Raw genomic sequence first — 24,837 nt, forward strand, 5'->3', positions numbered from 1 at the left:
CGAGCGTCATTAATTACTGCACCACGCGAGATGCTTCGCTGCGCGCTGCATGACAATGCAAAAATCAACGGATAGTCCAGCCGCCATCCACAATCAGGTTGTGGCCAGTCACGAAATTTGAAGCGGCGGAGCTGAGGAATACGAAGGCCCCGGCTAAGTCCTGCGGCTCGCCCACGCGCTCTAGCGGGATGCGGCGGCGCAGCTCACCTTCGAAGCCCTCTTTTTCGCGCACCATGTCCGAAGGAAATGCGCCCGGCGATACGCAGTTGACCTGAATGTTTTCGGTCCCTAAGTACGAGGCGAAGTATTTAGTGAGCTGAATCATAGCGGCCTTGCCCGCGCCGTAGTGCGGCGGGTTCAGAAACTGCGGATACTCGTCGTAGGCTGCGAAGTCGGGGGCTACCACGCCGTACATGGAGGCCACGTTGATGATTTTGCCTGCGCCGCGCTCGCGCAGGTAGGGCAGCACCTCACGAAGGCAGCGGTAGGCCGCGCCCACCGAGCCATCAAGACCTAGGGCAAAATCGGCATCGGAAAGCGCATCGGGCTGCTGGCCGCGGGCGTAGTAGGCGTTGTTGATGAGTACACTGGGCGGGCCGTGCAGCTCCTGGCTGCGCCGAAAAGCCGCCCGCACGGAGTCGGCCGAGGCCACATCGCAAGCTAGGAAATGCAGCGTGTCGGGCCGCTCAGGAAAGGCAGCTTTGAATTTTTCTTCATCGCGCCCCAGCGCCACCACGTGCGCGCCGTGGGCCAGCAAGCCCGCCGCGATGGCCTGCCCTAGGTGGCCGTAGCCGCCCGTGAGCAGCACCACCTGCCCACTGAGGTCGAACATTGAGCGGTAAAAATCGTCGGTTAGGGGCGCGGCGGCCATGCGTAGGGGAGGATGAAAGTGTCGGTAGATTCAGCTAGCGCTAGCAAGGCTGGGCGTAAGGCTTCGGCAGCTTCGGCGTACTGCGCGGCGACCAGGTTTTCATGCAGATTTTCCACCGAGTCGACGCCCACCACGGCTCGCGCCACACCCGGCGCGTAGGCAGCAAATAGTAGCAACAGGGCCGGCAGTGGCACGTCCGCTTCGGCGGCCAGCGCTCGCAGCTGCGTAAGCTTGTGGGCTAGTGGGAGGAAGAAGTCGGGCAGCGCAGTTGGCTCTCGCAGCAGCAGGCCCTGCAAGAAGGCCGACCGCACATGCACCTCCACACCCTGCGCCGCCAGCCGTGGTAGGACGGCCGCAAAGCGCTGGTCGAGCACATTATATGGAACTTGTACCAGGTCAAGGTCGTAGCCCTCGGCCAGCAGCCACTCGGCCTCGTGCGGGTGGTAGAGCGACACGCCAATGCGCGCCACCTGCCCGGCAGCCCGCGCCGCTTGCAGTGCTTGCCAGGCGGCCGGCTGCTCTTGCAAGGGCTTGAAAGCGTGGAATAACACACCATACAACTTTTCGCGCCGCAGCCGACCTAGGGACTCGGCCAGTTGCTGCGCCACCTGCGCGGGCGGCCCGGCTGGTAGCTTGGTAATCAACTCAAAAGCCGAGTTTTGGCCTGCCAGCTCACCCAGCCGCGCCTCGCTGTTGCCGTAGGTGGCGGCGGTATCGAGCAGCGTGAGGCCCGCGGCCTGGGCAGCGGCCAGCACCTCGGCTACCGCTCCGGTGGATGGCTGCCCTGCTTGGTTATTCAGGCCGTAGGCTAGGCCAAACTGCGCGGTGCCCAGGGCTAGGCGCTGCGCGAAAAGCTGGGTCGTGGGCGCGGTACTCACGCGGGGTTGTGGGCTAGAAATTCCTGCACGCAGGCTACGACGTACGCCTGCTCCTCATCGGTGAGGGTGGGGTAGAGCGGCAGACTGAGGCAACGGCTGTAGTAAGCTTCGGCATGCGGAAAATCGCCGAATTTCCAGCCTAAGTTCTCATAGTAGGGCATGCGGTGTACGGGCACGTAATGCACCTGAGCTAGAATGTTTTTGGTACGCAAAAACTCGTAGAGGCCGCGCCGGTTTTCGACTTGAATGACGTACAAATGATAGGCATGGCCCGGCTGGCCGGGCGCTAGCACCTGCACGCCCGCTAGCTCTGCAAAGGCGGCGTCGTACTGCGTGGCTAGCTGGCGGCGGCGGGTTAGGCCTTCGTCGGCGCGGGCGAGCTGACTGGCACCTAGGGCGCAGTTGATGTCTGAAATGCGGTAGTTATAGCCCAGCTCCTGCATTTCCATGTACCAGCCGCCCTCGTCTTGGCGCAATAGGCCTGTCGCCTCGCGCTCAATGCCGTGAGTGCGCAGGCGGCGCAGGCGGCGGGCCAGCGCATCATCATTAGTGGTAATCATGCCGCCCTCACCAGTAGCAATGTGCTTGACGGGGTGGAAGCTGAAGATAGCCAGCTCGGCTAGCTGCCCGCTGCCGCAGCGGCGTTCGGCGCCCTGGCTATCCACAAAAAAGCCGCCCGGTGCGTGGCAGGCATCCTCGATTATCCAGAGGCCAAACTCGTCGGCCAGCGCGCGGGCTTCTTCTAGGTTCACAGCCAGGCCGGCAAAATCAACGGGAATTAAACCCGCAAAATGGCCTTTGGGGTGCGCTTCGAGCAGCTTTCTAACGGCTTCTAAATCGAGTAAGCCCGTGGCGGGGTCGATGTCGGCAAAGTACACCTCACCGCCACAGTAGCGCACGCAGTTGGCCGACGCGGCGAACGTGATGGGCGTCGTAATCACGCGCTGGCCAGGCTGCACATCCAGCGCCAGCGCGCACAGGTGCAAGGCGGCCGTGCCGTTGGTCACGGCCACGGCGTGCTTGGCCCCAACGTAGGCGGCGAAAGCAGTTTCAAACTCGGCTACTTTGGGGCCCTGGGTCAGAAAATCGGACCGCAGGGTTTCGACCACGGCCGCCACATCAGCGTCGCTGATGTGCTGGCGGCCGTAGGGCAGGGGATGGGAGGGAGGCGTGGGCATGGCCCACAAAAGTACGCTAGCCGGCCGGCGCGGGCTGGCACTTGGGGCAGATGTAGGTGGCCCGGCCGCCCACGTAAAATTTCTCGATTTTAGTGCGCGGATGGCGCGGACAAAAGGTGTGCGCGTCGGAGCCCGGCGTGGCCGAGTCGTCCCACTCGCGGGCATGAATGAGGAAGCTCGCCGGGAAGTACCGGTAATTGGCCTCGTGCCGGATAGCCGTGGTTAGCACCAGCTGAATGGCGTCATGCAGCGCTTGGGTCTCCTTCTCCTTGAGTGAGTTACCTAGGCGTTCAGGGTGGATTTTAGCCTGAAACAGCACCTCGTCTACTATCCAGTTGCCGAGGCCGGCCGTCAGGCTCTGGTCCAGCAGCAGCGGCTTCACAAATACCTTGCGGCGGCTCAGCTTCTGGTGCAGCTCAGCGGCCGTGATTTTTAAGGCATCGGGGCCCAGTTTTTTAGCTTTCTGGTACGCTTCGGCGCTGTCGGCCAGCCGAATGCGGCCAAACTTGCGCGGGTCGATAAAAGCCAGATTAAGCCCCGAGTCGGCCAGCTGCCAAGCCACGCGGGTGAAGCGCGGGGCGTCGGGCGCATCGCGGAACGCCCCGATGTCGCCGGTCATGCCGAAGTGTAGCACCAGCAGGCGGCTATTATCCAGCTCCAGAAAGCAATTTTTGCCCAGTCGGCCAGTGCCGGCGATGGTCCGGCCCACCACGGCGGCGCGCAACTCGTCTTCGGGCACGGCCAGCACGTGCGCGTCGCGCACCTCAAGGCCAGTAATCGTTTGGCCCACCGCTACCTCGTCAATAAAGCGGCGGTAGGTTTCGACCTCGGGTAGTTCGGGCATTTCTAGTAATGAGCAATTAGCAATGAACAAAAAGCAGCGGAGCCGAAAAAATAACGTCCGTCATGCTGAGCTTGTCGAAGCATCTCACTCGTTTCGTTGCTAACGCCTAGGTTAGTGCTCCACGCGAGATACTTCGACAAGCTCAGCATGACAGACGCTGCCAGCTGAGCTTGTCCTGCTTACGGCTAATCGTGGAGCTTAGCTACGCGCTGCCCAGCTTTGTTGTAGACATCACCGCGGGGCGTCACGAAAAGGGCGCGCTGCTGGCTGTCTTCGAGCACGTAGGGGAAGGCGGCGTTGCCAGTGCGGCGTAGGCGGCCCACTACCTCGGCGGCGCGCACGCGGCTGGCCTCATCGTCTTCGTCGCTGCTTTCATCGGCCAGGCGCACTACGCTCAGGGCACTGGTGAGGTAGAACGGCACCTCGGGGTTATCGCGGAACGTGAGCTGGCCCACCAGCCGCACGGGCGCATTGGACACCCCCCGCGCCAGCGCTTCGGTAGCGCTCGACGGGCGGCTGGTGCTTATTTCATCATCTTCGGCATCAGACGCTTGGGCCTGGGACGCCCTAGGTGCGAGCGCAATGGGCTGCGCCGATGGGGCGCTAGTCCCAGCTTTGGCCACGGCGGCCAGCTGGCTATTAGCCCGGTTCCAGCCTTGGCTGATGGCTGCCAGGCGCGGCGTGCGGCCCGGGTGGGTGCTAGAGCCCTCGTCGTCGGCCACGGTGGCCATAGCGGCTTGCGCCTGGGCTAGGCTGGCACCTAGGCGGCGCAGCACGAAGCCCGAAAACTCATCGGCCTCCAGCTCGTCCTGCGGCTGCGAGCCGCCGCTGCGCAAGGTGTGGCCGTTGAGGTGATGGCCCATTTCGTGGGCTAAGATGCTGATGCCGCCCCAGTCGGTGTGGCCGGCACGGTTCACGGCCGCCAGAAACTTGGGGTTGTAGAGCAGGTAGCGCTTGCCGTTGTAGGCCACGGCGGCGGCATTAGGCACCACGGTGGTAGCTCGCAGCTCGAAGCGCGGCTGCAAGCCCACCGCCTCCGTGATTTCGCGGATGATGCCGGCCGCCTGGCTGGCGGGCAGGTCGGGAGTAGCTTGGGCCTGGGCGGCGAGGGCCACTGTCAGCAGCCCTAGGGCCACCGCCAGTGGGCGGAAAAAGCGGGGAAGAAAGGGCATTTGTATAAGAGAAAATAAAGCGGATAGGGCCGCCTGTCGTCGCGAGCGCAGCCAAGCAAGAACAAGCGCAATTCTGACGCCAAAAAACTGAGCCAGCTGGCAGTTTTTAGCTATTTATACAACGCAAAAGCTACCCTTTTTCGTTTACTAAAAGCACGGCCACTACCGGCCGTGCTTTTGCGTTTTTTTGCCCCATGCCCCACGACCATTCTGCCGATACGCCCGCCGTGCGCGTGGCACCCGGCCAGCCCCTGCGCCTCGCCGATATCGCCCCCGATACTACCAAGCCCTTCAAGGATAAAAAGCACGCCAAAGAGCGCCTAAAAGAACTGCGTAAGCAGCTTAGCGACTTGCAGGAAAATCTTTATGCCGAGCACCGCCAGAGCTTACTGCTGGTGTTTCAAGCCATCGACACGGGCGGCAAGGACGGGGCTATTCGCAAGCTCCTCACGGGCCTGAACCCGGCCGGGGTGCAGGTGGCGGCTTTTAAGGCACCTAGCAAAGAGGAGCTAAACCACGACTTTTTGTGGCGCATTCACCAGCAAACGCCTGGTAAGGGACACATCGGGGTGTTCAACCGCTCGCACTACGAAGACGTGCTCGTGACCCGCGTGCACGACCTAATCGGCCCCGAAACGTGGCTGCCGCGGTACCAAGACATCAACAACTTCGAGCAGCTGCTGACCCGCGATGGCACCCGCGTTATCAAGTTCTTCTTGCACATTTCGAAAGAGGAGCAAGCCGAGCGCCTGCAAGCCCGCCTCGACGACCCGGCCAAGCGCTGGAAATTTGAGCCCGCCGACCTTAAGGAGCGCAAGCTGTGGGACAAGTACCAGGAGGCGTTTCAGGATGCCCTGGCGGCCTGCTCTACGCCCGATGCGCCGTGGTATGTCATCCCGGCCAACCACAAGTGGGCGCGCGACCTCGCCATTGCCGAAATTGTGGTGGCTGCCCTCACCGAAATGAACCCCCAGCCGCCAGCCGCTGACTTCGACGTGGCCGCGCAAGTGGTGGAGTAGGTAGCTAGTGTATAGAAGAGGGGGTACTGCTGTTCGCGCAATCTGAACAGCAGTACCCCCTCTTATAGTATTCAAATATGGGCTGATTAATTAAGCCACACGGTGGCCACTTCTTCGAAGCGGTGGGCGGCAAAAGCGCCGTAGGGACGCTCGGCGTGGAAGCCTAGCACGTGCACCTGGGGCTGGCCACTGCGCACGTGGGGCAGCACGCGCACCGGGTACACCCGGCCAGCCGTGGGCCAGTCGCCTACGTAGCCAGCGGGTGGGTTCGCATCGTTCACGCAGCGGGCAAATTGCTGCACCGGAAGGGGGGTAGGAAGCTGAGTCTTACGCATAGCCAAAGATACAAAATTTTTTCCGAAAGCTAAAAATATTAGGAAGCAAATGTGAGTCCAAATAAATACGCTAAGATGAAGATGAAAGGAAGCTATGAACCTTCCGGCCGCAGGCAGCAGGCCGCTTGGTAAACTGTTGATTATTAAAAACTGTCCTAGGTGGACATTAGAGCCATTTTAGTAGTTCATGACCCCTAGGTAGCAATGATTTTAAATGAAGTATTGGTGAAGATACGACAAAACCCCGCTTGCCGGATGTCCGGCAGGGCGGGGTCTTGTAAGTGACATTGCAAATGCTGGTAGCAGCGGAGCCCTAAGGCTAACGCTTGTTCAGGTCGAGGTACTGATAAGCGATGAGCAGGTCGGTGCGGGTGCCCGGCGGGCGGTAGTACACCAGTAGGTCGTATTGGTTTTCGGTCTCGGTGTGGGTGCCCTCAAAATAGATTTCGTCGGGTGGCGCGTTAGTGGCCCTAGGTGCCACGGCGTAGCTGTAGCTGTAGTAGCCCTGCTTGAGCAGCGCCCGGCCGGTGTAGCGCTGCTGCAAGCTGTCGTAGGTAAGCCGAAACTCGTCTTTGAGCTGCCAGTCGCTGAGGGCGCCGAGCACGTACACCGGGCCTGGCGCAGGTCGCTCGGCCCGCAGGTTGAAGGTGACCTGGGCATAGTCGCCGTTGATGGCACCCTCACCAAACTCGCGGTTTTCGAAGATGCGCTTGCCGTTGGCGTCCTCGTACTGGTTGTAGGCTTGGCCGTTGCGGGTGGCTTCGGGCAGCAGCTCTACCTGCACGGGGCTAGCCTGCCGACCTAGGCGCGCAATGCCGAGGCCATTGGCCTGCAAGGAGCGCATGTCGAAGTAGCGATACTCGCTGAGGCCCGGAAACGCGTTTTCGTAGTTGATATACTGGTATTCGAGCACCCGCTCGGCGTCGCGCACGAAGGTGGGGCGCAGGTTGTAGTGGGCATTGTCCCAGCGGAAGTTTTGGCGCAGCACCACCTTCACTTCCTGGGCGGGGTTCAGCAGCTCCACGGCGCTGTAGTTGATGCGAAAATTAAGCTGCTGGTAGGCGTAGCGCGCCTCCACGCCCCCGGCCAGAATGCCCGGCGCGAGGCTGGCCACCACCTGGTTTTCATACACCAGCAGGCGGCGCGAAATCAGCGGCGCCCCGCCCCGGCCCTGCACTACCAGCAGGTAGTTGCCGCTCAGCTTCACGCGGGGCACGGCCAGCGTGTAGTGGTAGTAGGGCACCTTGGTATTGACCGACGTGCGGTAGCTGTTGACATTAATCTCATTAATATCATCCAGAAACTGCAAGTCGGTGAGCGTGGAGGGCTGCCAGTTGATGTCGCAGTTGATGAGCTTGGCCGTGAGGCGCGGCGGCTGCTCGCCCAGTACGTCAAACTCCAGCGTGATGGGCTGCTCCTGGCTCAGGGGTACAATGGGCGGGCTCAGCACGGCCGTGGGGTTGGTGGCCAGGCCCGTGGTGGTGAGGGTAGAGGTGGTGCCGGTGCCCACGTAGCACTGCACGCTCTTCACGCTGGGGTCGTAGATGTAGTCGTAGTAGCGCAGCTGGGCGCTGGCGGCCGGGGCGCCCGCTCGCTGCTGGCTAGCCGGCAGGTCGGCATTGGTGATGGGGGTACCTAGGGGCACGCAGGCTGTGGCGAGCAGCAGAAGTGGGTAGGGTAGGTGGCGAAAGCGCATAGCGCGAAAGTACGGGCCAGCCAGCAGTGGGGCCCCCAGGGCCAACGGCGCTGCCCCAACGCCGCGCCCGCCCGGCCAGTACTGGCGTTTCGTGCTTTCTTTGGCAGATGAAGCTAAAAATAAATCGGTTGCAGCATATAGGCCTGCCCGTTACCAACCTAGGGGCCTCGCGGGTGTTTTATCAGCGCCTGGGGTTTGAGCCCGTGATGGAGGCCACCTTTCCGCATGATGGGGCCCAGGGTCAGGTAGCGATGATGCAGCGCGGCGAGCTGGTGCTAGAGCTGTACCAGATGCCCGAACCCGAACTCAGCCAGGTGCGGCAGCGCTCCGACGGCCGCATCGACCACATCGCTTTCGACGTCGATGACATCGACGAGGCCTACGCCACGCTGCAAGCCGAAGGCTTTGTGATGCTAGAGCCCCAGCCCAGCTTCCTCAATTTTTGGGCTAGAGGCTGCAAGTTCTTCAACATTGCCGGGCCCGATGGCGAGCGCCTAGAATTTTGCCAGATTCTGTAAGGCCGCTGGCCGTGCGGGCCGCAAACCGCAGCTCCATAATGCGGTTTAGGACACTACTGCTTAAGCTTAATCTGTAGAAGAGCCATGACCACTGTAGAAGTTAGCGAAGCTCCTGCCCAAGTGTGGGAGCAGGTGAGCGAGGGCGTCACTCGCACCATTTTGCGCGCCGAGCCCGGCGAAAAGCGCGTGCTCATCAAGATTGAGGCCGGGCGCACCTACCCCCACCACGCCCACGCCACCCCCGACGAGGTGTTTGTGGTAGCTGGTACCTACTGCGACCCCGGCGTGGAAAACGGCCGCTCGTTTGGAGCGGGTTCTTATCTCTACTACCCGCCCGGCACCGACCACTGCGCCAGCAGCCCGGCCGGCTCGGGCGGCTGCACCATCCTGGTCTGGAACGCAGGCACGCCTGCCAAGTAGGCCCCTAGGTGCGCCGGTAGCAGCCGCAAAGCCGCAGAGGATTGCTGCGTTAAAGTATAGGAGTTTGTATGAGTTCGGCCTAGGTAGTACATTGCCAGGCCGTTGAGCACCAATACACTAAATTATACCTTTTCCTGCAAGCAATAAGATGGAAGCAAGCCAAGCAGCCGACCAGCAACCCGACAACTACCTGTATCAGTATGCCGCCAACCTGCTGGCCAATGGCAAAAGCGGCACCGAAGTAGAGCGCCTGCTAATGCTAAAAGGCGTCGCGGCCGACGACGCCAGCACGATGGTGGGCGAACTAGAAAACCCCATTCAGGACGCCAAGAAGGCGCAAGCCAAAAAAGACATGCTGCACGGCGGTCTGTGGTGCCTCGGTGGCCTCGCCCTCACGCTGGCCGATGTGGGCTTCGTGTTTTGGGGTGCCATTCTATTCGGTGGCATCCAGTTCATTAAAGGCGTCACCAATTTGAAATAATTCCTACGCGTCTGCCTCCCATACAAACGCCCTGCTCGCAGTAAGTCGCTGCGAGCAGGGCGTTTGTGTGTGCAATGCAAGCGTGCCTTTCGGCTAGCATCTGCTTAGCTAGTCTGCTTAGTGAGCCGTCGAAAGGGGCTTATCGCCTAATGCCGTTTTGGCCAGCGTGAACGGTAGCGCAACCGTCGAGATTGCTGCCTAGGTGGCCTGGTGTGCTGAGTACTCATAGCCAGCTTGTCAGGGTTCTTGGCTGCTATCATTGGTAGTTGATAAGACAATACCGCACTAGTTGTGCGCGCTGCAAAGGCATGGATAACAACAAACTTGGTACAAAGCCGCATTATCAAATATTAGATGGGCTGCGAGGCGTGGCGGCTGTTATCGTAGTGTTCTTTCACTTGGCCGAGCCGCTCGCCAGTGGCCACCTCGACAACATTGTCAATCACGGCTACCTAGCGGTTGATTTTTTCTTTCTCCTGTCGGGCTTTGTAATAGGCTATGCCTACGACGACCGGTGGGACAAGCTGACCATCGGCGGCTTTCTGCGGCGCCGGGTCGAGCGGCTGCAACCGCTCGTGGTACTGGGCATGACACTCGGCGCCCTAGGCTTTTATTTTACCGATTCCACTATCTGGCCGCTCATCCATACGGTGCCGGTGTGGAAGCTACTCGTGGTCATGCTGATAGGCTACACGGTGCTGCCTATTCCGCTTTCGATGGATATCCGGGGCTGGCAAGAAATGCACCCGCTCAATAGCGTAGGCTGGTCGTTGTTTTTTGAGTACATAGCCAATATTCTCTACGCGCTCGGCATCCGCAAGCTATCCAATAAGGTATTGGCTGGCTTGGTGCTGGTGGCCGGGGCGGTGCTGACGCATTTTGCCGTTACGAACCCCAACGGCGACGTGGCTGGCGGCTGGACTCTAAACGCCGAGCACCTGCGCATTGGCATGACGCGCACGCTATTTCCGTTTTTTGCCGGGCTGCTTTTATCGCGGGTGGCTAAGCCCATTTATATCAAAAATGCTTTCTTATGGTGTAGCCTGCTAGTTGCCGCGGTGCTGCTGATGCCCAGAATAGGCGGGGCCGACCAGCTTTGGCTGAATGGATTGTACGAGGCCTTTTGCATTATCGTGCTATTCCCTTTCATTGTATACCTCGGGGCCAGCGGGGTGGTGCACAGTGAGGCAGAGAACAAAATCTGTAGCTTCCTCGGCAATCTTTCTTACCCCTTGTACATGACGCACTATGTACTGGTCTACTTCTACGTGGCGTGGGTAAGCAACCACAAAGGCATTACCCTAGGGCAGGCCTGGCCCTATGCCCTGCTCACGTTCGCAGGAGCTATCGTGCTGGCATACGCCAGCCTGAAGCTGTACGATGAGCCAGTGCGGGCTTGGCTGCGCAAAAAGCTGGGGTAGCGAAGCGTTCAGTTTTGCTCACCTAGGTTCATCGCCACCAAGACATACATCATAATCGCCAAGCGCTGAGCAATAAGGCCCAGACGCCAAAAAGCCCCGCCAGAAACGTGTAAGTTTTTAGCGGGGCTTTTGCTTTGGCCAGTTTACTACATCTCCGCTAGCATTTCCCAGCGGTCGTTGAGCTTCGCTAGCTCCTTCTTGACTTGCTCAAATTTCATCGTCGTATCCTTTAGCTGCGACGTGTTTTGATAAATCTTGGGGTCGGCCAGTTGCTTTTCGTACACCGCCATTTCCTTCTCCAGCTTGTCGATGTTGGCTTCTACTTCGGCCAGTTCTTTGAGCGCCTTTTTCTGGTCGGGCGACGAGGTTTTGTTTACCGTGGGCACGGGCTCGGCTACGGCAGCGGGCTTGGGAGCAGGCTTGGGCGCCGAGGGGCTGGGCAGGCCAGCTTTCTTGGCGGCTTTCTCGCGCTCATCTTGCCACTGCTCGTACTCGTGGTAGGTGCCGGGGTACTCTTTTAGCTGATAGTCCTCAATGTACCAGATTTTGGTGGCCACATTCTCCACGAAGTAGCGGTCGTGGCTAATGACAATGAACGTGCCCTCGTACTGCTCCAAGGCCTGAATGAGGATGTTGACCGACTGCATGTCCAAGTGGTTGGTCGGTTCGTCGAGCAGCAGGAAGTTGGCTTCCGAAATCAGGGTTTTGGCCAAGGCTACACGGCTTTTCTCGCCGCCGCTTAGCACCTTGATTTTCTTGTATACATCATCGCCCGTGAACAAAAACGAACCTAGGACGCTGCGCAGCTCCATCTCGTTGCGCTTCGAGCCGGCTTCGTTCATCTCCTGCAGTATCTCGTTGTCGATGGTCAGGCTTTCGAGCTGGTGCTGCGCATAAAAGGCCATAATCACGTTGTGGCCCAGCTGGTGCTTGCCGGCGGTGGGCGTTTCGGCCCCGGCTACTAGGCGCATCAAGGTCGATTTGCCTTTACCGTTGGCACCGATAAGCGCGATTTTGTCGCCCCGCTCGATGTGCACGTGCGTATCGCGGAAGATGAGCTTCTCGCCGTAGCTCTTGCCCACATGCTCCATGCGCAGGATGTGGCGGCCAGGCTGCTGCGAGAACGTAAACTTGAAGTTGACCCGGGCGGCGTCGGGCGCCACGGCCTCGATGCGCTCCAGTTTGTCCAGGGCCTTCACGCGGCTCTGGGCCTGCTTGGCCTTGCTGGCGCTGGCCTTAAAGCGCTCGATAAAGCGCTCGGCCTGCTTGATGGCGGCCTGCTGGTTGTCGTAGGCGCCCTGCTGAATTTCGGTACGCAGCACCTTCTCTTCCTGGTAGAACGAGTAGTTGCCGGCGTAGGGGTGCAGCTTGCCGCCGCTCACCTCCACGGTGGTGTTGGTAGTGCCGTTGAGAAATTCGCGGTCGTGGCTCACGATGATAACCGCGCCCTCGTAGCCCGCTAGGTAGTTTTCAATCCACTTGATAGAAGGCAAGTCCAAGTGGTTGGTGGGTTCGTCGAGCAGCAGCAGCGAGGGTTGTTGCAGCAGGATTTTGGCCAGCATCACGCGCATGCGCCAGCCGCCCGAAAAGGTCTTGAGCGGCTTCTGCAGGTCGTCGGTCGAGAAACCCAGGCCTTCCAGAATCTCTTCGGCCTTCGACTGCATGGTGTAGCCACCTAGGGCCTCAAAGCGCTCTTGCAGCGTGGCCAGCTTATCAACGAGGTCGTCGGTGTAGTCGGTCTCAAACTTGAGCAGAATCTCATCGATTTTCTTCTGCAGCTCCAGCGCTTCGGCAAAGGCCTGCATGGCCACGATGAGAATAGACTCGTGCGAGTCGTAGCTCAGCAAGTCCTGGTTCAGAAAGCCCAGGCTTACTTCCTTGCTCATCGAAATGGAGCCACCATCGGGCTTGTACTCGCCCACCAGCAGGCGCAGCAAGGTCGATTTGCCGGTGCCGTTGAGGCCCACCAAGCCGATTTTATCCTTGGGTTTGATATGCAGGCTGGCCCCGTCATAGAGGGTGCGCGAGCCGAAGTGAAAGTCTAGGTCGGAGATAGAAATCATTACGCAGCGGATATTCAGGCACAAAGGTACGGCGCGCAGCAGCGCGAACTTTGCAAGCAGTGTGACTGCGGGCGCATAAAAAAGGCCGTTCCAGCACTAGAACAGCCGCTTAGCTTAGTAAGTGCCCCCTAGGGTAGGCCTTGCCCGTAGCTGTGAGCGGTGCCCACTACCTAGGGCAGCGGCACGGTTTCGGTGCTCTGGCTGAGCTTCTGAGCTATTTTCTGGGGCACGCCCACACTGTGCAGGCCGCCGCTGATGAGACCCTGCCGCCAGGCCGTGAATACCGATGAGCGCAATTCGCGGCGGGCACTCATTTCGCCGGTCACGAAGCGGCCGCTGGGGCGCGGGTTGTTGTCGCGGATGACGAGGCCATTGAGCAGTCCGTTGAGGAAGCGCTTGAAAAGTGGCTTTTTCAGCTCGCCATCCTTGTACTTGTACATCGCGATTTTAAGGTCGGAATAATTAGCCCGCATGGTGCCTGCTACGCGTTGGCGGTCTACGTGCAGGTCAAAATTTATGCGTTGTACCGTGCCACTTTTAAACTCGATGAGCTTGGTGGGCAGCGTCATAGGGTTGAGAATGCTGAAGGGCGCGGCCCCGAAACTGCCCCAGAGATGGTGGCGGCCCTGGGGGTCGAGCATGGGCGCGTGCAGGTGTAGCACCACGTAGCAGCGGTTTTGCACGTAGCCGGTGGCCTCGCCCGTGAGGGGGTTGGCGAGCGTCTGCGTGCGCGGGTTGTTGCTGAGGTGGCGCAGCGTGATGTTCAGGCGGTTAAACGACATCGTGCCTACGCGGGGCGTTTCGGGGCTGCGATAGCGGGCCGCGATGGTACCGTTGTGCACGTCAAGGCGGCCCACTTCGAGGTGCAGGCGCAGCTTGCGCATGGCCTCGGGCGTGAGCACCGACTGGTTTTTGCCCATCGGGCCGCGCCCATCGCTGTTGAGGCCTAGCCAGGGTTTTTCGAGGCTAATGCGCGCCACTCGCACGTGGCTGTGGTCGGAGAGCAGGTTAAAATCGAAGCCCTGGGCCCGCAGCTCAGCCATGCGCACCCGCAACTGGGTAGATTGGTAGCCGGCGCGTCGGTTAAGCTGCGCCGGGCTGAAGATGGGGTCGAGGGCCAGCCCCGTTAGGCGAATGGTGCGAGCCCTGGTGTCGAGGGCGGCGCGCTCGATGCTGGTAGGGTATGCTGGGGGCTGAAACACGGCCGTGAGGCGGCCACTGTGCGCTTGCCAGCTGCGGGCGTACAAAATGCGCCCCTGGTTGGCTTGCCCACCCAGCGAATCGACGCGGATGGTGCGCCCCGTAGCGAAGAAATGGCGCATCACGGGCTGGTGCCGCAGCCCCGTAAAAGCCAAAAAGCCGTCCTCAATCACCAGCCGCCCTAGGTCGATGCGCCGGGCCAACGGGGCTACCAGCTGCCACAGTGGCGGCGGGGCCTGGGCAGGCGGCCGAAACGCTAGGCGCGGCTGCTGCACCAGGGCCGAGTCGGCGCGCAGGCGGTGCTGGTGCTGCCAGGCCGCCGCTTGGAGGCCCCGCACACGCAGCTGCGGCAGCAGCAGGGCCACCTGCTGGGCGCCGGGCTTACTCTGGCCCGGCGCGGGTGGCTCGATGCTAAGCGAGTCGAGCGTGAAGGCGCGCTGCTGCGTGGAGAAGGTAGCCGTGGCCAGCGTGAGCACGTGCCCCCCTAGGCGCCCCTGCGGGTAGCGCACTACGGCCTGCCAAGCTGCGGCACCCCCCAGGCGTTGGGTATCAGCCATACCGGCTTTCGTGAACAGCAGGTCACGGGCCAGCACCTCGGCCTGCGTGACTTGGATGGTGGGCTCGGCTTTGGGGCCGAAGGTGCCGCCTAGGTGCCGCAGGGCTAGGTAGCCTAGCCGCAGCGGCTGCTGCTCGTAGAGGGGCGGGGTAGGGTGGGGGGCGGGTTTTTTGGCCAGGGCCAGCACCTGCACCCGCAGCGAGTCGAGCACTAGGCTATCGAGCGGCACCGTGTGGCCGCGCAGCAGCGCCAGCAGGCCCACGCCCCGCAGGTCGAGGCGCCCTAGGTAGAGCGTGAGGCGCGGCAGGGTATCGGCCAGCGGGCGGGCGGTGGGGCGCAGCGCCACGCGGCGCAGGTGCAGCGCCCGCGGCCCTAAGTCGGTGCTAAGGCTGCCAATGGCGAGCTGATACTGGCCGTGAGTTTTCTTGGCTACTTGCTTTTCGAGGGTGCGGCGCAGCCACGGGTCGAGGCCCAGCCACACCGCCACTATTGCCAGCACTAGCAGCACCCCTAGTGCGGCGCCGGCCCGGAGGAGCCAGGTTTTCCAGGAAGAGGTAGGGGCGGAGGTAGACAAAACGCACAAGCGGCTACTAATGGGCCGGGTAGTGCCTAACGGCAAAGCCCGCTGGTAGGGTTGCGGTTAGCTGGTGAGTTAGCTCAACCTTCGGCCCCGAACTGCTCGTACAGGCGAAGAACTTTACCAATTCTTCATCAGTCACTACTCATGCGCTTTCCTTCCTCTTCGCTCCTGCTTCGCCTCAGCCTGGGCGGTACACTGCTGCTAGCTACAGCGGCTTGCGACAAAGACAACGATGTTGACGATGACGACCCCAGCCAGGTCACCTTTACGCAGGCCGGTCTCTACCCCGAGGGCACGCAGTATGACGATGACAACGACCGCTTTCTAGTGAGCTCCCAAACAGCGGGCCGCATCGGGCAGGTGAAAGACGACGGCACGTATTCACAGTTTGCCGACGATGCGCAGCTTGTGTCCACCATCGGCCTCCGGCTCGACCAGGCCAGCGGGCGCAACCGCCTGCTCGCGGCCGTGTCCGACCCTGGCTACAACACCGCGCGCACCACCGCCACTACCCGCCGCAAGCTGGCCGCCGTCGCCATCTTCAATGCGAATACCGGCGCCAAGACCGGCTACGTAGACCTAGGCGGCCTGCGGCCCAACGCAGCGGCCCACTTCGCTAACGACATAGCCGTGGATGGGGCTGGCAACGCCTACGTGACCGACAGCTTTGCACCCATCATCTACAAAATTGACGCTCAGGGCGTGGCTTCGGTGTTTTTAGAGAATGCGGCGTTGGCGGCGCCCTCCGGCGCGTTTGGTCTAAATGGCATCGTGTACCACCCCGATGGCTACCTGCTGGTGGCCAAGTCGGACGAGGGAGCAATTTTTAAGGTGCCGCTGGCCACGCCCAGCAGTTTCACCAAAGTAACTGCCACCGGCCTTACCCTCACCGGTGACGATGGCCTGCAGCTTACTGATAACAACACCTTGCTGGTGGTTTGTAATGCCCAGGGGCAGGTGTACCGCCTCAGCAGCACCGATAATTTTGGCAGCGTGAGCCGCACGGGCAGCTTTACCACTGGAGCCGTGTACCCCACCACCCTGGCCCGGCGCGATGGCCAGAGCTACGTGCTGTACTCATATCTCAATGCCTTGCAGCAAATGCAGAGCCCGCCGGTAGAGAAGTTCAGCCTCACCCGCGTGGCGTTCTAAAGCAGTTTTGCGCCCTCAACGTAGCTTTGAGGCCGGGGCCGCCGTAGGTAGCCCCGGCTTTTGGCTTCTATTGCTCCGGCTCCTTCGTTCATGCTCGCTATCACTTCCTTGCTGCCGTCGCCGGCTGCCGACCACATCAACACCCTCATTAAGAGCCTAGAAACTGAGTTTGGTCTGACCGATGTGCAGGCCACGCCCGAGCCGCACCTCACTTACCAATTGGTAGAGCCCATCGACCTAGACCAGCTAAAAGCCGGCCTGCGCGAGATTGCCGATACCACCGCGCCCTTTGTGGCGCACACTACGGGGCTGGGCATGTTTCCGGGCGAGCGGCCCGTCATTCATATTCCGGTGCTGCGCTCCGACTATCTCAACCAGCTGCACCACCGCATTTTGGAGGTGGCCACGCCCATGTGCAGCCGCACCGACAAGTACAGCGCCCCCGACCTGTGGCTGCCCCACGTGTCGCTGGCCCTGCACGATACCACGCCCGAGCTCCTAGGTCCGGTATTACAGTTTCTGAACAACCAAACCTTCAATCTAGAGCTGGACATCACTAACCTGGCCCTACTGCGCCCCGCGGGCGACTTTTTCGTGCGCGAGGAGGTGTTTGATTTTAAGGGTTAATGGTTAGTTGTTAATGGTTAATTATTGTTGGCACTCGCTGACGCGAGTTACGCTGCGCTAAACTTGCGCCAGCGTAACTATTACCTGTTCAGGATGGTGCGGTTGCGGTTCAGCTTTAGGTCCTGGAGCAGGCTGCTCTTGGCCGCAATGGTGAAGCTGTAGCCCCGCGTGACGCCCACGGGCATCCACATGCCCGTGATTTGCCAGCAGTGCAGGTCGCGGGTGAAGTTGATGACCGGATACACGAAGGAATTGGCGCGCAGGTCGTAGTTGAGCGTGCTGCTCAGGCGCAGGTTCTCAGTGAGCTTGACCGAGCCCGTGGCCGTGATGGAGTTATTGGCGAGCAGCGGCACCAAGTTGGCATAGGCTGCATTGCGGAAGGGCGCGGAGTTGGTGCTGTAGCTGGCCGTGTACTGCACGCTGGCTTCCCACGGAATATCAAAGTCGATGTAGTCGGCGTAGATGGCCACCGGCAGCGGCGAACCCAGCACGGGGTCGTTGGAGGGCGCCACGGCCCTAGGTATGTTGGCCGCGCTCTTGGGCCGCGCAGCGGGGTTAAACTGGTACCCTAAGCTCAAGTTGGCTGACGTGAGACGCGCTAGCTTGAAGTTGCGCTGGTTGAACAAGTATTCGTTGGTGTTACGACCAAGAGAGTCGCGCTGGTAGAAAGAAAAAGCGCTGCTTATTACCACATTCAGCTTCTTGGCTACTTGCACCCGATAATTCAGCGTCAGGGGCGAGAGTGCGGGTGTGAATTCATCAGCCGCGAAGTTGTAACCCACGGCCAAGTCGATGCCATCAGCCAGGCTTACTTTTTTAAACTCTTGGGTGCCCGTGGTGTCGTTTTTATTACGCACCTTCATCTCAATAGAGTTTTGCACCGAGAAGTTAAGGGCGCTCACCTTGGCGCTGGCTGTCTGCCCAAACAGGAACCCTTGATAGCGCGTGAAAGTAGTCGGGTCGAGGAGGCGCCCGCCGTTGTAGGCTAATCTGAGGTCAGTGTTTAGGGCGTCGAGGTCACCTTGCGAGATACCCCGGTACGCTGCCGAATTAGAGAGGTTAGGGGAGAAGGCATACGTCAGGCTGGGCGTAACCTTATGGCGAATGGCCTTGATATTCTTACTCCTAAAATTCAGCTGGCCGTAGAAAGTGGTGGTCGCCGACAAGTTGGCAGAGTACGAGTAAGCCCGGCTAAAGCCGCGCATCGTGTCCACGCGTATCGCCTGCGCCGCAGGTATGTATTCGTAGTTCAGCGCCTGCGGGTACCAAGTCTCGCCGTAGCTCACGGAGGGCTGCAGCTGAATGTGGCGAATGAGCGTGGCCGAGGGCAGCGTAATCTGGAACTGGTGCTGCGCCGCGCTCTGGGCATTACGCAGCAGCGGCCCTAGGTTCGATAGATTGAATGGAATGTTATACGCCGTGGTGCTGCCACCCAGCAGCGGCAGCCCCGAGCTAAGCGTGCGAGCCGCCACTTGGTTAGTCAGCTGGTTCTGGGCCACTAGGTTGTAGCTCACCGCAAACTGCTCGTACCACGCGCCGCGAGGCTTGATGCCTAGCCACTGGTAGGGGTACTGGCGCGCCACGCCCACGCTCAGGTTGGGCAGGGTAAAGGCCATGATGCCAGTTTGCGTATTCTGGCTTTGGCTGGCTTGGATGGCGTAGTTGATGGGCAAGTGCCGCATTTGCTTTGAGTAGCTCACCGTCGAGTTGAAGGCCGGGGTGAGGTAGCGCCGCGGGTCGAGCGTATTCACGCGGTTGTAGAATGAGCTACCCGCCTGCACACTGGCCGTGAAAACCCCGCCGCCCGGCGTGGGCGTAGGCGAGTGGCTCCAGGTTATCCAAAAGCTGTTTTGGGAGTTCGGAGCCAGGTACTCGGGGCTAGTGCTGGCCGCGCCCGTGCCCAAAATGGAATTAATGGGCCGGTTGGTAAACGAGATGCGGGCGCTGCCCCGGTAGCGGTAGCGCTTGTTGTACGTGAGCTCGGTGTTGACCCCGAAGCCCCCGAAGCGGTCGGAGTTGCCGGCGTAGAGGTCGCCGGTCACTCGCAGTCCTAAGTAGTCGTTGGGGGCCCAGTAGTAGCCACCGTTCGAGAGGTAATAGCCGCGGTCCTGGGCCTGCCCAAAGGTAGGGATAATGATGCCCGAGCCCCGCCCGCCGTGCTGCATGGGGAAGTAGCCAAACGGCAGACCTAGGGGCAGCGGCACATCGCCGATAACCATGTGAAATGGCCCCGTAATGATGGCCTTGCCCGGTATCACCTTGGCCTTGGCCGCCCTGATGTAAAAGTGCGGGTGCTCGAGGTTGCAGGTAGTGTAGGTGGTACCTAGGTTGTGTATGGTATTGTCGGGCTGGCGCTTGGCTATTTCCGAGTGCACATAGCCCTCGCCCTGCTGCGTAATAGCGCCCGCAATCAGGCCCCGTTTGCTCTTGAAGTTGTAGGAAATTTCGTCGGCCGTGTAGTTGCCGTTGCCGTCCTTGAACACCGGCTTGCCGATGGTCTTATTCTTGAGCGAGTCGCGGCGGCCGTTGGCCAGCACGGTGCTGCGGCCGTAGTCTACCGTGATGAGGTCGGCCTTCATGTTCATGGCCCCATAGTCCACATTGGCCTTGCTGTAGAGGCGGGCCACCTTCTTAGTCACGTCAAACTGAATCGAGTCGGTGGCCGAATATTTCACGGTCGTCTCGATGGGGCTTTTCCGCTTGAGGTCGGCCAAGCGAATAGAGTCCTCGCGGCGGCCGGCGCGGCTGGTGTCGCGCAGGGCCAAGCCGCTGCTATCGGGCGCAAGGGCCGGGGCAGGCTTGCGCGACACCGCGGGCACCTGCGGGCGGCCAGTGTTGGTTTGGCCGGGCGGGGGCGGGCTTTGGGGCTCGTTGGGGTCGGCCGAAATATTGCGCACCGGCTGGGTAGGGGCCGAGCCCGCCCGCCGCTTGCCCCGCGTAGCCGGGGCCGACGTCGAGTCGGCTTTGGTCTGAGCAAAGGCTGCCGGGCCGCTCACCAGCAGCAGAAAAAAGCACAGCCAAGCTGGCACCCAGCCAGCCCATAAGCAAGCGCGCCAGCCAGTGGCCGAAGGAAAGACAGAAGACAGCAAGTGAAAGGTAGCGCCGGGCGAATTACTTTTGGGGTTCCAGACAAACAAAGATAGCAGGCAGCCAACCTGCTGCGGCGGCATTCCCCAGTGCCGCCTTTTTCCCCCAACGAACGACGTGCGGATTATTGCTTCCCTAGCTGTTAGCTTTTGGCTCTTGGCTGCAGGCTTTTTTTCCGGCCCTTCCAAAACGACGGCCCAGGGCAGCCAAAACCCAGCCGGGCACAAGCCCTCGGCCGAGCAAAAGGCTGACAGCCAACTGCTGGAAGATACCAGCCCCGAAGAGGCCAACCGGTACCGCTTGCGCACGGTGGTGCTCGATGCGGGCCACGGCGGCAAAGACATTGGCTGCTCGGGCAAGTCGAATCACGAGGCCGATGTGGCGCTGGCTATTATTCTGGACCTAGGGCGCCGCATTAAGGAGGGCTATCCTGGCGTGCGGGTTATTTATACGCGCCGCACCAATGTATTTGTGGAGCTTGATGAGCGCGCCGCCATTGCTAACCGCAACCACGCCGACCTTTTTATTTCGGTGCACTGCAACGCCGGCCCGCACGCCTCGCACGGCACCGAGGTGTGGTGCATGGGCCCGCACAAGACTGAGGCCAACTTAGGTGTGGCCAAGCGCGAAAACGCGGTAATCTTGCAAGAGAAAGACTACCAGCGCCGCTACGACGGCTTCAATCCCAACTCGCCGCAGGGCAACATCCTCTTCTCGCTGTTTCAGAGCGCCTATATTACCAACTCGCTGCGCCTGGCCCAGCGCGTGGATAGGCATTTTCGTACCAGCGTGGGGCGCAGCTCGCGCGGAGTCAAGCAGGCGGGCTTCATCGTACTTTGGAAGTCTACCATGCCCTCGATACTGGTAGAATCGGGCTTCTTGACTAACCCGACCGAGGAAAATTATTTGGCCACGAAAGCTGGACAGCAAGCGATTGCGGGAGGCATTTACCGCGCTTTTCGCGAGTATAAGCACGACTTGGAAGGCGGACCGGCCGAGTAAGCCAGCAGTTTGGTTACGGGGGAGGTAAACATCCGGGCGGCGTTTACGTTAGGGAGCCCTAGGTGGCCTTGCTACTGGTGCACGGCCCCACCCTTCTTAATTCCCGTGAATCAGCTTTAATCTGCAATACTGTGTCTAAAGAAATCAAAGTGGGCCTATTGGCCGTGGTGGCATTAGTGGCGTTGGCGGTAGGTTTCAATTTTTTGCGCGGCAGCAACCTGCTGTCGAGCGACCGCACTTACTATGCCGTTTATCCGAAAGTAGATGGCCTCAACGTGGGCGCTCCGGTTATCCTAAATGGCATTAAGGTAGGCCAAGTAAAAAACCTGGAGCTACAGCCCGAGAACAACAACAGCGTGCGCGCCTCGATAGAGCTCGAAAAAGGCGTAACGGTAGGCGACTCGACCAAAGCTGGCCTCAGCGGCTCGCTGCTAGGCTCCAAAACCATTACGCTGGTGCTAGGAGCTGACTCTAAGAAGTATAGCGGCGGCGAAACGTTGAAAACGACTACTGCCGTGAGCCTTACCGATGTAGTGCAGGCTCGCGCTACGGTCCTGCTCGATACCGTAAACTCGACGTTGGCGCACCTCAACAGCTTTCTGAATAAGGACGCCCAAACCAACATTCAGGGTACGCTGGTGGGTGCCCGCCAAAGCACCGAGGCATTACAGCGTCTCATCACTGCTAACCAGGCCAACATCAACCAGATTACTCGTAACCTGGCCCAGATGAGCGCAGCCCTTAACAAGAGCACCTCGAAGCTCGACCGCATCGCTAACAACTTTACCCAGCTGTCGGACTCGCTGAAGTCGGCGCCAGTGGGCCCGGCCATGCGCAACCTCAATGCTACGCTCGTTGAGGCCCAAACTTCACTGAAAGGTGTGAGCACGGCCCTCAATGACAAAAACGGTACGCTGGGCAAGCTCATCAACGACTCGCTGCTTTACAACAACTTGAATTCTACGGCAGCCAGCGCCGACGCGCTACTGGCCGACATGAAGGCCAACCCGAAAGATTACGTGCACTTCTCAGTGTTTGGCGGCGGCAAGAAAAAAGTAAAGACGGAAACCACGACCAAGCCCGACGGTACTAAGAAAACCGAGAAGAAGGTGAGCACCGCCAGTGCGCTCACTAACCCCTAGGCTCCGTTCTCTCGGCTTTACCTTTGAAACCCGCCCCGCAAGGGGTGGGTTTTTTTGTAGCGCGGGCTTTCAGTCCGCGCCTACTTACCCTGGCATAGCTTACCACTCCGCAGACTGAAAGTCCGCGCTACCACACTTCCCATCCCACCCAATTAGTTATGAACGTCGAGTTCAACCGCAACGAAGACCACCTCCAGCAGCTCACGTACCAGCTGCGCAAAAAGCTCGAAAAAGTGGCCCTAGGGGGCGGCGAAAAGCGTATTGCCGCCCATAAGGCCAAGGGCAAGCTCACGGCCCGCGAGCGCATCAATTACCTGCTCGATAAGGGCGCGTCCCAGGTCGAAATTGGCGCCTTCGCCGGCGAGGGTATGTACCCCGAGGAGGGCGGCTGCCCCAGCGGCGGCGTGGTCGTGGTGATGGGCTACGTGCAGGGCCGCCAGTGCGTGGTAGTAGCCAACGACGCCACCGTGAAGGCCGGGGCCTGGTTTCCCATCACGGCCAAAAAGAACCTGCGAGCCCAGGAAATCAGCATCGAGAACAAGCTCCCCATCATCTACCTCGTCGATTCGGCGGGCGTGTACCTGCCCATGCAGGACGAGATTTTTCCGGATAAGGAGCACTTCGGCCGCATTTTCCGCAACAACGCCGTGATGTCCTCCATGGGCATCGTGCAGATTTCGGCCATCATGGGGCCCTGCGTGGCGGGCGGCGCCTACCTACCCATCATGAGCGATGAGGCCATGATAGTGAGCGGCACCGGCTCGGTGTTTCTGGCCGGCTCGTACTTGGTGAAGTCGGCAATCGGCGAAACCATCGACAACGAGGCCCTAGGTGGTGCGGCTATGCACTCGGAGGTATCGGGCGTGACCGACTACAAGTTTGACACCGATGAGGAGGCGCTCGACCACATCCGCAACATTTTCGATAAGCTGGGCGCGCAGCCTGCGGCCGGCTTCAGCCGCGCCGCGCCCGCCGCGCCTAGTTTGCCCGAGAAGGAGCTGTACGGCCTGCTGCCCGCCGACCGCGCCAAGCCCTACGACATGATGGAAATCATTAACCGGCTGGTTGATAACTCCGAGTTTGAGCCCTACAAAGACCTGTATGGCCAGACGCTCCTTTGCGGACTTGCGCGCATTGATGGCTGGGCGGTGGGTATCGTAGCCAACCAGCGCAAAATCGTGAAGAGCAAGAAAACCGGCATGCAGATGGGCGGCGTTATCTACTCCGACTCGGCCGACAAGGCCGCGCGCTTTATCATGAACTGCAACCAAAAGCGCATTCCGCTAGTGTTTCTGCATGACGTGTCGGGGTTTATGGTGGGCAGCCAGAGCGAGCAGGGCGGCATCATTAAGGACGGTGCCAAGATGGTGAATGCCATGAGCAACAGCGTAGTACCTAAGTTCACGGTGATAGTGGGTAATAGCTACGGCGCCGGCAACTACGCCATGTGTGGCAAGGCCTACGACCCGCGCCTCATCGTGGCCTGGCCCACTGCCCAGCTCGCCGTAATGAGCGGCGCGGCGGCGGCCAATACGCTCCTCCAGATTCAGGTAGCGAGCCTCAAAGCCAAGGGCGAGGTCATCACGCCCGAGGCTGAGAAGGAATTGCTCGACCGCATTAAGGCCCGCTATGACGAACAATTATCGCCCTACTACGCCGCCGCCCGCCTTTGGGTCGATGCCGTAATTGACCCGCTCGAAACCCGTAGGATTATCTCGGAGGGAATCAGCGCGGCTAATCACGCGCCGATTGAGAAGGCGTATAACGTGGGCGTTATTCAAGTATGATGACTATTCAGATAGAGAATAGCAATCAGCTTCGCTGGCAAACTGATTTTGAGCGGCTATTGGCTCCCATAAGGCAACAGATAGAGCCACTTAATTGGCTCATTACCGATTTGCGGTATCATTTTATTGATGACAAAGAACCGCAAGAAATCCCTGCCTGGGATATAGAATGGGGGACTGAGAGGCAGTTTGCCCTAGTATTAGGTAAAGAGCTTTGGGAGTCGGTAGCTAACCGGGATATTCAGGTAGTTTGGGGTGTTTTCTGCGGAATGATAGGAGAGGTACCAAGCATCCCCGATAATGAATTGCCTTATGCTGATGGAAACAAGCAAATGTGGACCGAACCTGAATCCTTTCAGCTTGCTAATAGTCAGATAGAAATAATATGCTGGGATAGTGCTCTTACTTGGATAAAATTTCAAAATGAAAATTTGGGTGCGCAATTTTTACTCTTGTTCCCGGAGGGTAAAATTTTGCTAAATCCTGATGCCACCGTGTAGCCATAGTAGGGCGAGTTTGGCGAAGTATAGTTCGTGCCGGACATAACGTGAGGGACTACACTGCCGCGTCAGTGGCAAATCGACTGTATACCTATTCTGACTATCTCGCGTGTAGCCAAGTTCTGGTGGGTCTGTAAAACGACTACGACCTGAAAGAAGCGCAACGCGCTCACGGCGCCGACTTCGACCGCTATTCCTGCCTTCACCCAAAAAGCCGCCGCCTAAGCGGCTTTTTGTTTGCCTAGCTACGTATACGCGCTCAAAAAGCCCGCCGCTTGCCGGCCCTACTTTTGGGAGCCTAAACCCAA

The 24,837-nt window shown here is 59.9% G+C and carries 21 protein-coding genes; 11 read left to right on the plus strand and 10 right to left on the minus strand.

From position 1 onward, the window contains the following. Positions 1–64: 64 nt before the first annotated feature. From JAO77_RS03910 to JAO77_RS03930, 5 genes are all read right to left on the minus strand, one after another. Positions 65–871, minus strand: a complete 807-nt coding sequence (locus JAO77_RS03910; RefSeq protein WP_235998199.1) for an SDR family NAD(P)-dependent oxidoreductase — start codon at positions 869–871, stop codon at positions 65–67. Beyond that, the gene (locus JAO77_RS03915; protein WP_198988987.1) at positions 853–1,749 is read right to left on the minus strand and encodes an aldo/keto reductase; all 897 of its coding nucleotides are present in this window, start codon (positions 1,747–1,749) and stop codon (positions 853–855) included. The genes JAO77_RS03910 and JAO77_RS03915 overlap by 19 nt, the downstream gene beginning before the upstream one ends. Continuing rightward, entirely contained in the window at positions 1,746–2,927 is a 1,182-nt protein-coding gene (pseC, locus tag JAO77_RS03920) for a UDP-4-amino-4,6-dideoxy-N-acetyl-beta-L-altrosamine transaminase (protein WP_198988988.1), read from the minus strand. The genes JAO77_RS03915 and pseC overlap by 4 nt, the downstream gene beginning before the upstream one ends. 16 nt (positions 2,928–2,943) lie before the next feature. After that, positions 2,944–3,771: a DNA-formamidopyrimidine glycosylase gene (gene mutM, locus JAO77_RS03925; RefSeq protein ID WP_198988989.1), complete on the minus strand. Its 828-nt coding sequence runs from the start codon at positions 3,769–3,771 to the stop codon at positions 2,944–2,946. Positions 3,772–3,956: 185 nt separating this feature from the next. Beyond that, positions 3,957–4,943 (minus strand): M48 family metalloprotease, encoded by a 987-nt coding sequence (locus JAO77_RS03930; protein ID WP_198988990.1) that lies wholly within the window; start codon positions 4,941–4,943, stop codon positions 3,957–3,959. Between the two features lie 194 nt (positions 4,944–5,137). Between JAO77_RS03930 and JAO77_RS03935 the strand changes: the two genes are divergently transcribed. Next, positions 5,138–5,962 (plus strand): polyphosphate kinase 2 family protein, encoded by an 825-nt coding sequence (locus JAO77_RS03935; RefSeq protein WP_198988991.1) that lies wholly within the window; start codon positions 5,138–5,140, stop codon positions 5,960–5,962. Between the two features lie 86 nt (positions 5,963–6,048). Here the strand turns inward: JAO77_RS03935 and JAO77_RS03940 are convergent, their stop codons facing one another. Together JAO77_RS03940 and JAO77_RS03945 are read right to left on the minus strand one after the other, a co-directional pair. Then, the gene (locus JAO77_RS03940) at positions 6,049–6,297 is read right to left on the minus strand and encodes a hypothetical protein (RefSeq protein WP_198988992.1); all 249 of its coding nucleotides are present in this window, start codon (positions 6,295–6,297) and stop codon (positions 6,049–6,051) included. A 319-nt stretch (positions 6,298–6,616) separates the two neighbouring features. Then, positions 6,617–7,993, minus strand: a complete 1,377-nt coding sequence (locus JAO77_RS03945; protein WP_198988993.1) for a type IX secretion system plug protein — start codon at positions 7,991–7,993, stop codon at positions 6,617–6,619. A 107-nt stretch (positions 7,994–8,100) separates the two neighbouring features. Between JAO77_RS03945 and JAO77_RS03950 the strand changes: the two genes are divergently transcribed. From JAO77_RS03950 to JAO77_RS03965, 4 genes are all read left to right on the plus strand, one after another. After that, positions 8,101–8,511, plus strand: a complete 411-nt coding sequence (locus tag JAO77_RS03950) for a VOC family protein (protein WP_198988994.1) — start codon at positions 8,101–8,103, stop codon at positions 8,509–8,511. A gap of 84 nt (positions 8,512–8,595) precedes the next feature. Then, the gene (locus JAO77_RS03955) at positions 8,596–8,931 is read left to right on the plus strand and encodes a cupin domain-containing protein (protein WP_198988995.1); all 336 of its coding nucleotides are present in this window, start codon (positions 8,596–8,598) and stop codon (positions 8,929–8,931) included. Between the two features lie 148 nt (positions 8,932–9,079). Then, the gene (locus tag JAO77_RS03960) at positions 9,080–9,412 is read left to right on the plus strand and encodes a hypothetical protein (protein ID WP_198988996.1); all 333 of its coding nucleotides are present in this window, start codon (positions 9,080–9,082) and stop codon (positions 9,410–9,412) included. A 308-nt stretch (positions 9,413–9,720) separates the two neighbouring features. Further along, positions 9,721–10,833, plus strand: a complete 1,113-nt coding sequence (locus JAO77_RS03965; protein ID WP_198988997.1) for an acyltransferase family protein — start codon at positions 9,721–9,723, stop codon at positions 10,831–10,833. A 146-nt stretch (positions 10,834–10,979) separates the two neighbouring features. On the opposite strand, the gene JAO77_RS03970 is transcribed toward JAO77_RS03965, so the two are convergent. Next, complete coding sequence (locus JAO77_RS03970; RefSeq protein WP_198988998.1) at positions 10,980–12,896, minus strand: ABC-F family ATP-binding cassette domain-containing protein; 1,917 nt, start codon at positions 12,894–12,896, stop codon at positions 10,980–10,982. 170 nt (positions 12,897–13,066) lie between these two features. Next, positions 13,067–15,226, minus strand: a complete 2,160-nt coding sequence (locus tag JAO77_RS03975; RefSeq protein ID WP_198988999.1) for an AsmA family protein — start codon at positions 15,224–15,226, stop codon at positions 13,067–13,069. A 150-nt stretch (positions 15,227–15,376) separates the two neighbouring features. Here JAO77_RS03975 and JAO77_RS03980 point away from each other — a divergent pair, with 150 nt between their 5' ends. Then, on the plus strand, positions 15,377–16,384 hold the full coding sequence (locus JAO77_RS03980) for an SMP-30/gluconolactonase/LRE family protein (RefSeq protein WP_198989000.1): 1,008 nt from the start codon (positions 15,377–15,379) through the stop codon (positions 16,382–16,384). Between the two features lie 90 nt (positions 16,385–16,474). Then, positions 16,475–17,011, plus strand: a complete 537-nt coding sequence (locus JAO77_RS03985; RefSeq protein ID WP_213019312.1) for a 2'-5' RNA ligase family protein — start codon at positions 16,475–16,477, stop codon at positions 17,009–17,011. A gap of 80 nt (positions 17,012–17,091) precedes the next feature. On the opposite strand, the gene JAO77_RS03990 is transcribed toward JAO77_RS03985, so the two are convergent. Further along, a complete protein-coding gene (locus tag JAO77_RS03990) occupies positions 17,092–20,148 on the minus strand; it encodes a putative LPS assembly protein LptD (protein ID WP_198989002.1) in 3,057 nt (1,018 codons plus the stop codon). Between the two features lie 106 nt (positions 20,149–20,254). Between JAO77_RS03990 and JAO77_RS03995 the strand changes: the two genes are divergently transcribed. The 4 genes from JAO77_RS03995 to JAO77_RS04010 all read left to right on the plus strand — a co-directional run bounded on the left by JAO77_RS03995 (position 20,255) and on the right by JAO77_RS04010 (position 24,529). Beyond that, entirely contained in the window at positions 20,255–21,100 is an 846-nt protein-coding gene (locus tag JAO77_RS03995; protein ID WP_235998200.1) for an N-acetylmuramoyl-L-alanine amidase family protein, read from the plus strand. A gap of 131 nt (positions 21,101–21,231) precedes the next feature. Then, positions 21,232–22,242 (plus strand): MlaD family protein, encoded by a 1,011-nt coding sequence (locus tag JAO77_RS04000; RefSeq protein WP_198989003.1) that lies wholly within the window; start codon positions 21,232–21,234, stop codon positions 22,240–22,242. Between the two features lie 158 nt (positions 22,243–22,400). After that, entirely contained in the window at positions 22,401–24,029 is a 1,629-nt protein-coding gene (locus tag JAO77_RS04005; protein ID WP_198989004.1) for an acyl-CoA carboxylase subunit beta, read from the plus strand. Beyond that, positions 24,026–24,529, plus strand: a complete 504-nt coding sequence (locus JAO77_RS04010; protein WP_198989005.1) for a hypothetical protein — start codon at positions 24,026–24,028, stop codon at positions 24,527–24,529. Before JAO77_RS04005 ends, JAO77_RS04010 begins: the two co-directional genes overlap by 4 nt. The last annotated feature ends 308 nt before the right edge of the window (positions 24,530–24,837 follow it).

Origin of the sequence: Hymenobacter sp. BT559 (genome assembly GCF_016427535.1) — a bacterium.
Classification (GTDB): Bacteria; Bacteroidota; Bacteroidia; order Cytophagales; family Hymenobacteraceae; genus Hymenobacter.

What these genes read in the sequence shown, in the direction of transcription:
- JAO77_RS03930 (WP_198988990.1), bottom strand. Translation starts at nt 4,943, where the DNA reads ATGCCCTTTCTTCCCCGCTTTTTCCGCCCACTGGCGGTGGCCCTAGGG.
- JAO77_RS03965 (WP_198988997.1), top strand. Translation starts at nt 9,721, where the DNA reads ATGGATAACAACAAACTTGGTACAAAGCCGCATTATCAAATATTAGAT.
- JAO77_RS03910 (WP_235998199.1), bottom strand. Translation starts at nt 871, where the DNA reads ATGGCCGCCGCGCCCCTAACCGACGATTTTTACCGCTCAATGTTCGAC.
- JAO77_RS03945 (WP_198988993.1), bottom strand. Translation starts at nt 7,993, where the DNA reads ATGCGCTTTCGCCACCTACCCTACCCACTTCTGCTGCTCGCCACAGCC.
- JAO77_RS03970 (WP_198988998.1), bottom strand. Translation starts at nt 12,896, where the DNA reads ATGATTTCTATCTCCGACCTAGACTTTCACTTCGGCTCGCGCACCCTC.
- JAO77_RS03935 (WP_198988991.1), top strand. Translation starts at nt 5,138, where the DNA reads ATGCCCCACGACCATTCTGCCGATACGCCCGCCGTGCGCGTGGCACCC.
- JAO77_RS04010 (WP_198989005.1), top strand. Translation starts at nt 24,026, where the DNA reads ATGATGACTATTCAGATAGAGAATAGCAATCAGCTTCGCTGGCAAACT.
- JAO77_RS03980 (WP_198989000.1), top strand. Translation starts at nt 15,377, where the DNA reads ATGCGCTTTCCTTCCTCTTCGCTCCTGCTTCGCCTCAGCCTGGGCGGT.
- JAO77_RS03940 (WP_198988992.1), bottom strand. Translation starts at nt 6,297, where the DNA reads ATGCGTAAGACTCAGCTTCCTACCCCCCTTCCGGTGCAGCAATTTGCC.
- JAO77_RS03955 (WP_198988995.1), top strand. Translation starts at nt 8,596, where the DNA reads ATGACCACTGTAGAAGTTAGCGAAGCTCCTGCCCAAGTGTGGGAGCAG.
- JAO77_RS03960 (WP_198988996.1), top strand. Translation starts at nt 9,080, where the DNA reads ATGGAAGCAAGCCAAGCAGCCGACCAGCAACCCGACAACTACCTGTAT.
- JAO77_RS04005 (WP_198989004.1), top strand. Translation starts at nt 22,401, where the DNA reads ATGAACGTCGAGTTCAACCGCAACGAAGACCACCTCCAGCAGCTCACG.
- JAO77_RS03950 (WP_198988994.1), top strand. Translation starts at nt 8,101, where the DNA reads ATGAAGCTAAAAATAAATCGGTTGCAGCATATAGGCCTGCCCGTTACC.
- JAO77_RS03985 (WP_213019312.1), top strand. Translation starts at nt 16,475, where the DNA reads ATGCTCGCTATCACTTCCTTGCTGCCGTCGCCGGCTGCCGACCACATC.
- pseC (WP_198988988.1), bottom strand. Translation starts at nt 2,927, where the DNA reads ATGCCCACGCCTCCCTCCCATCCCCTGCCCTACGGCCGCCAGCACATC.
- mutM (WP_198988989.1), bottom strand. Translation starts at nt 3,771, where the DNA reads ATGCCCGAACTACCCGAGGTCGAAACCTACCGCCGCTTTATTGACGAG.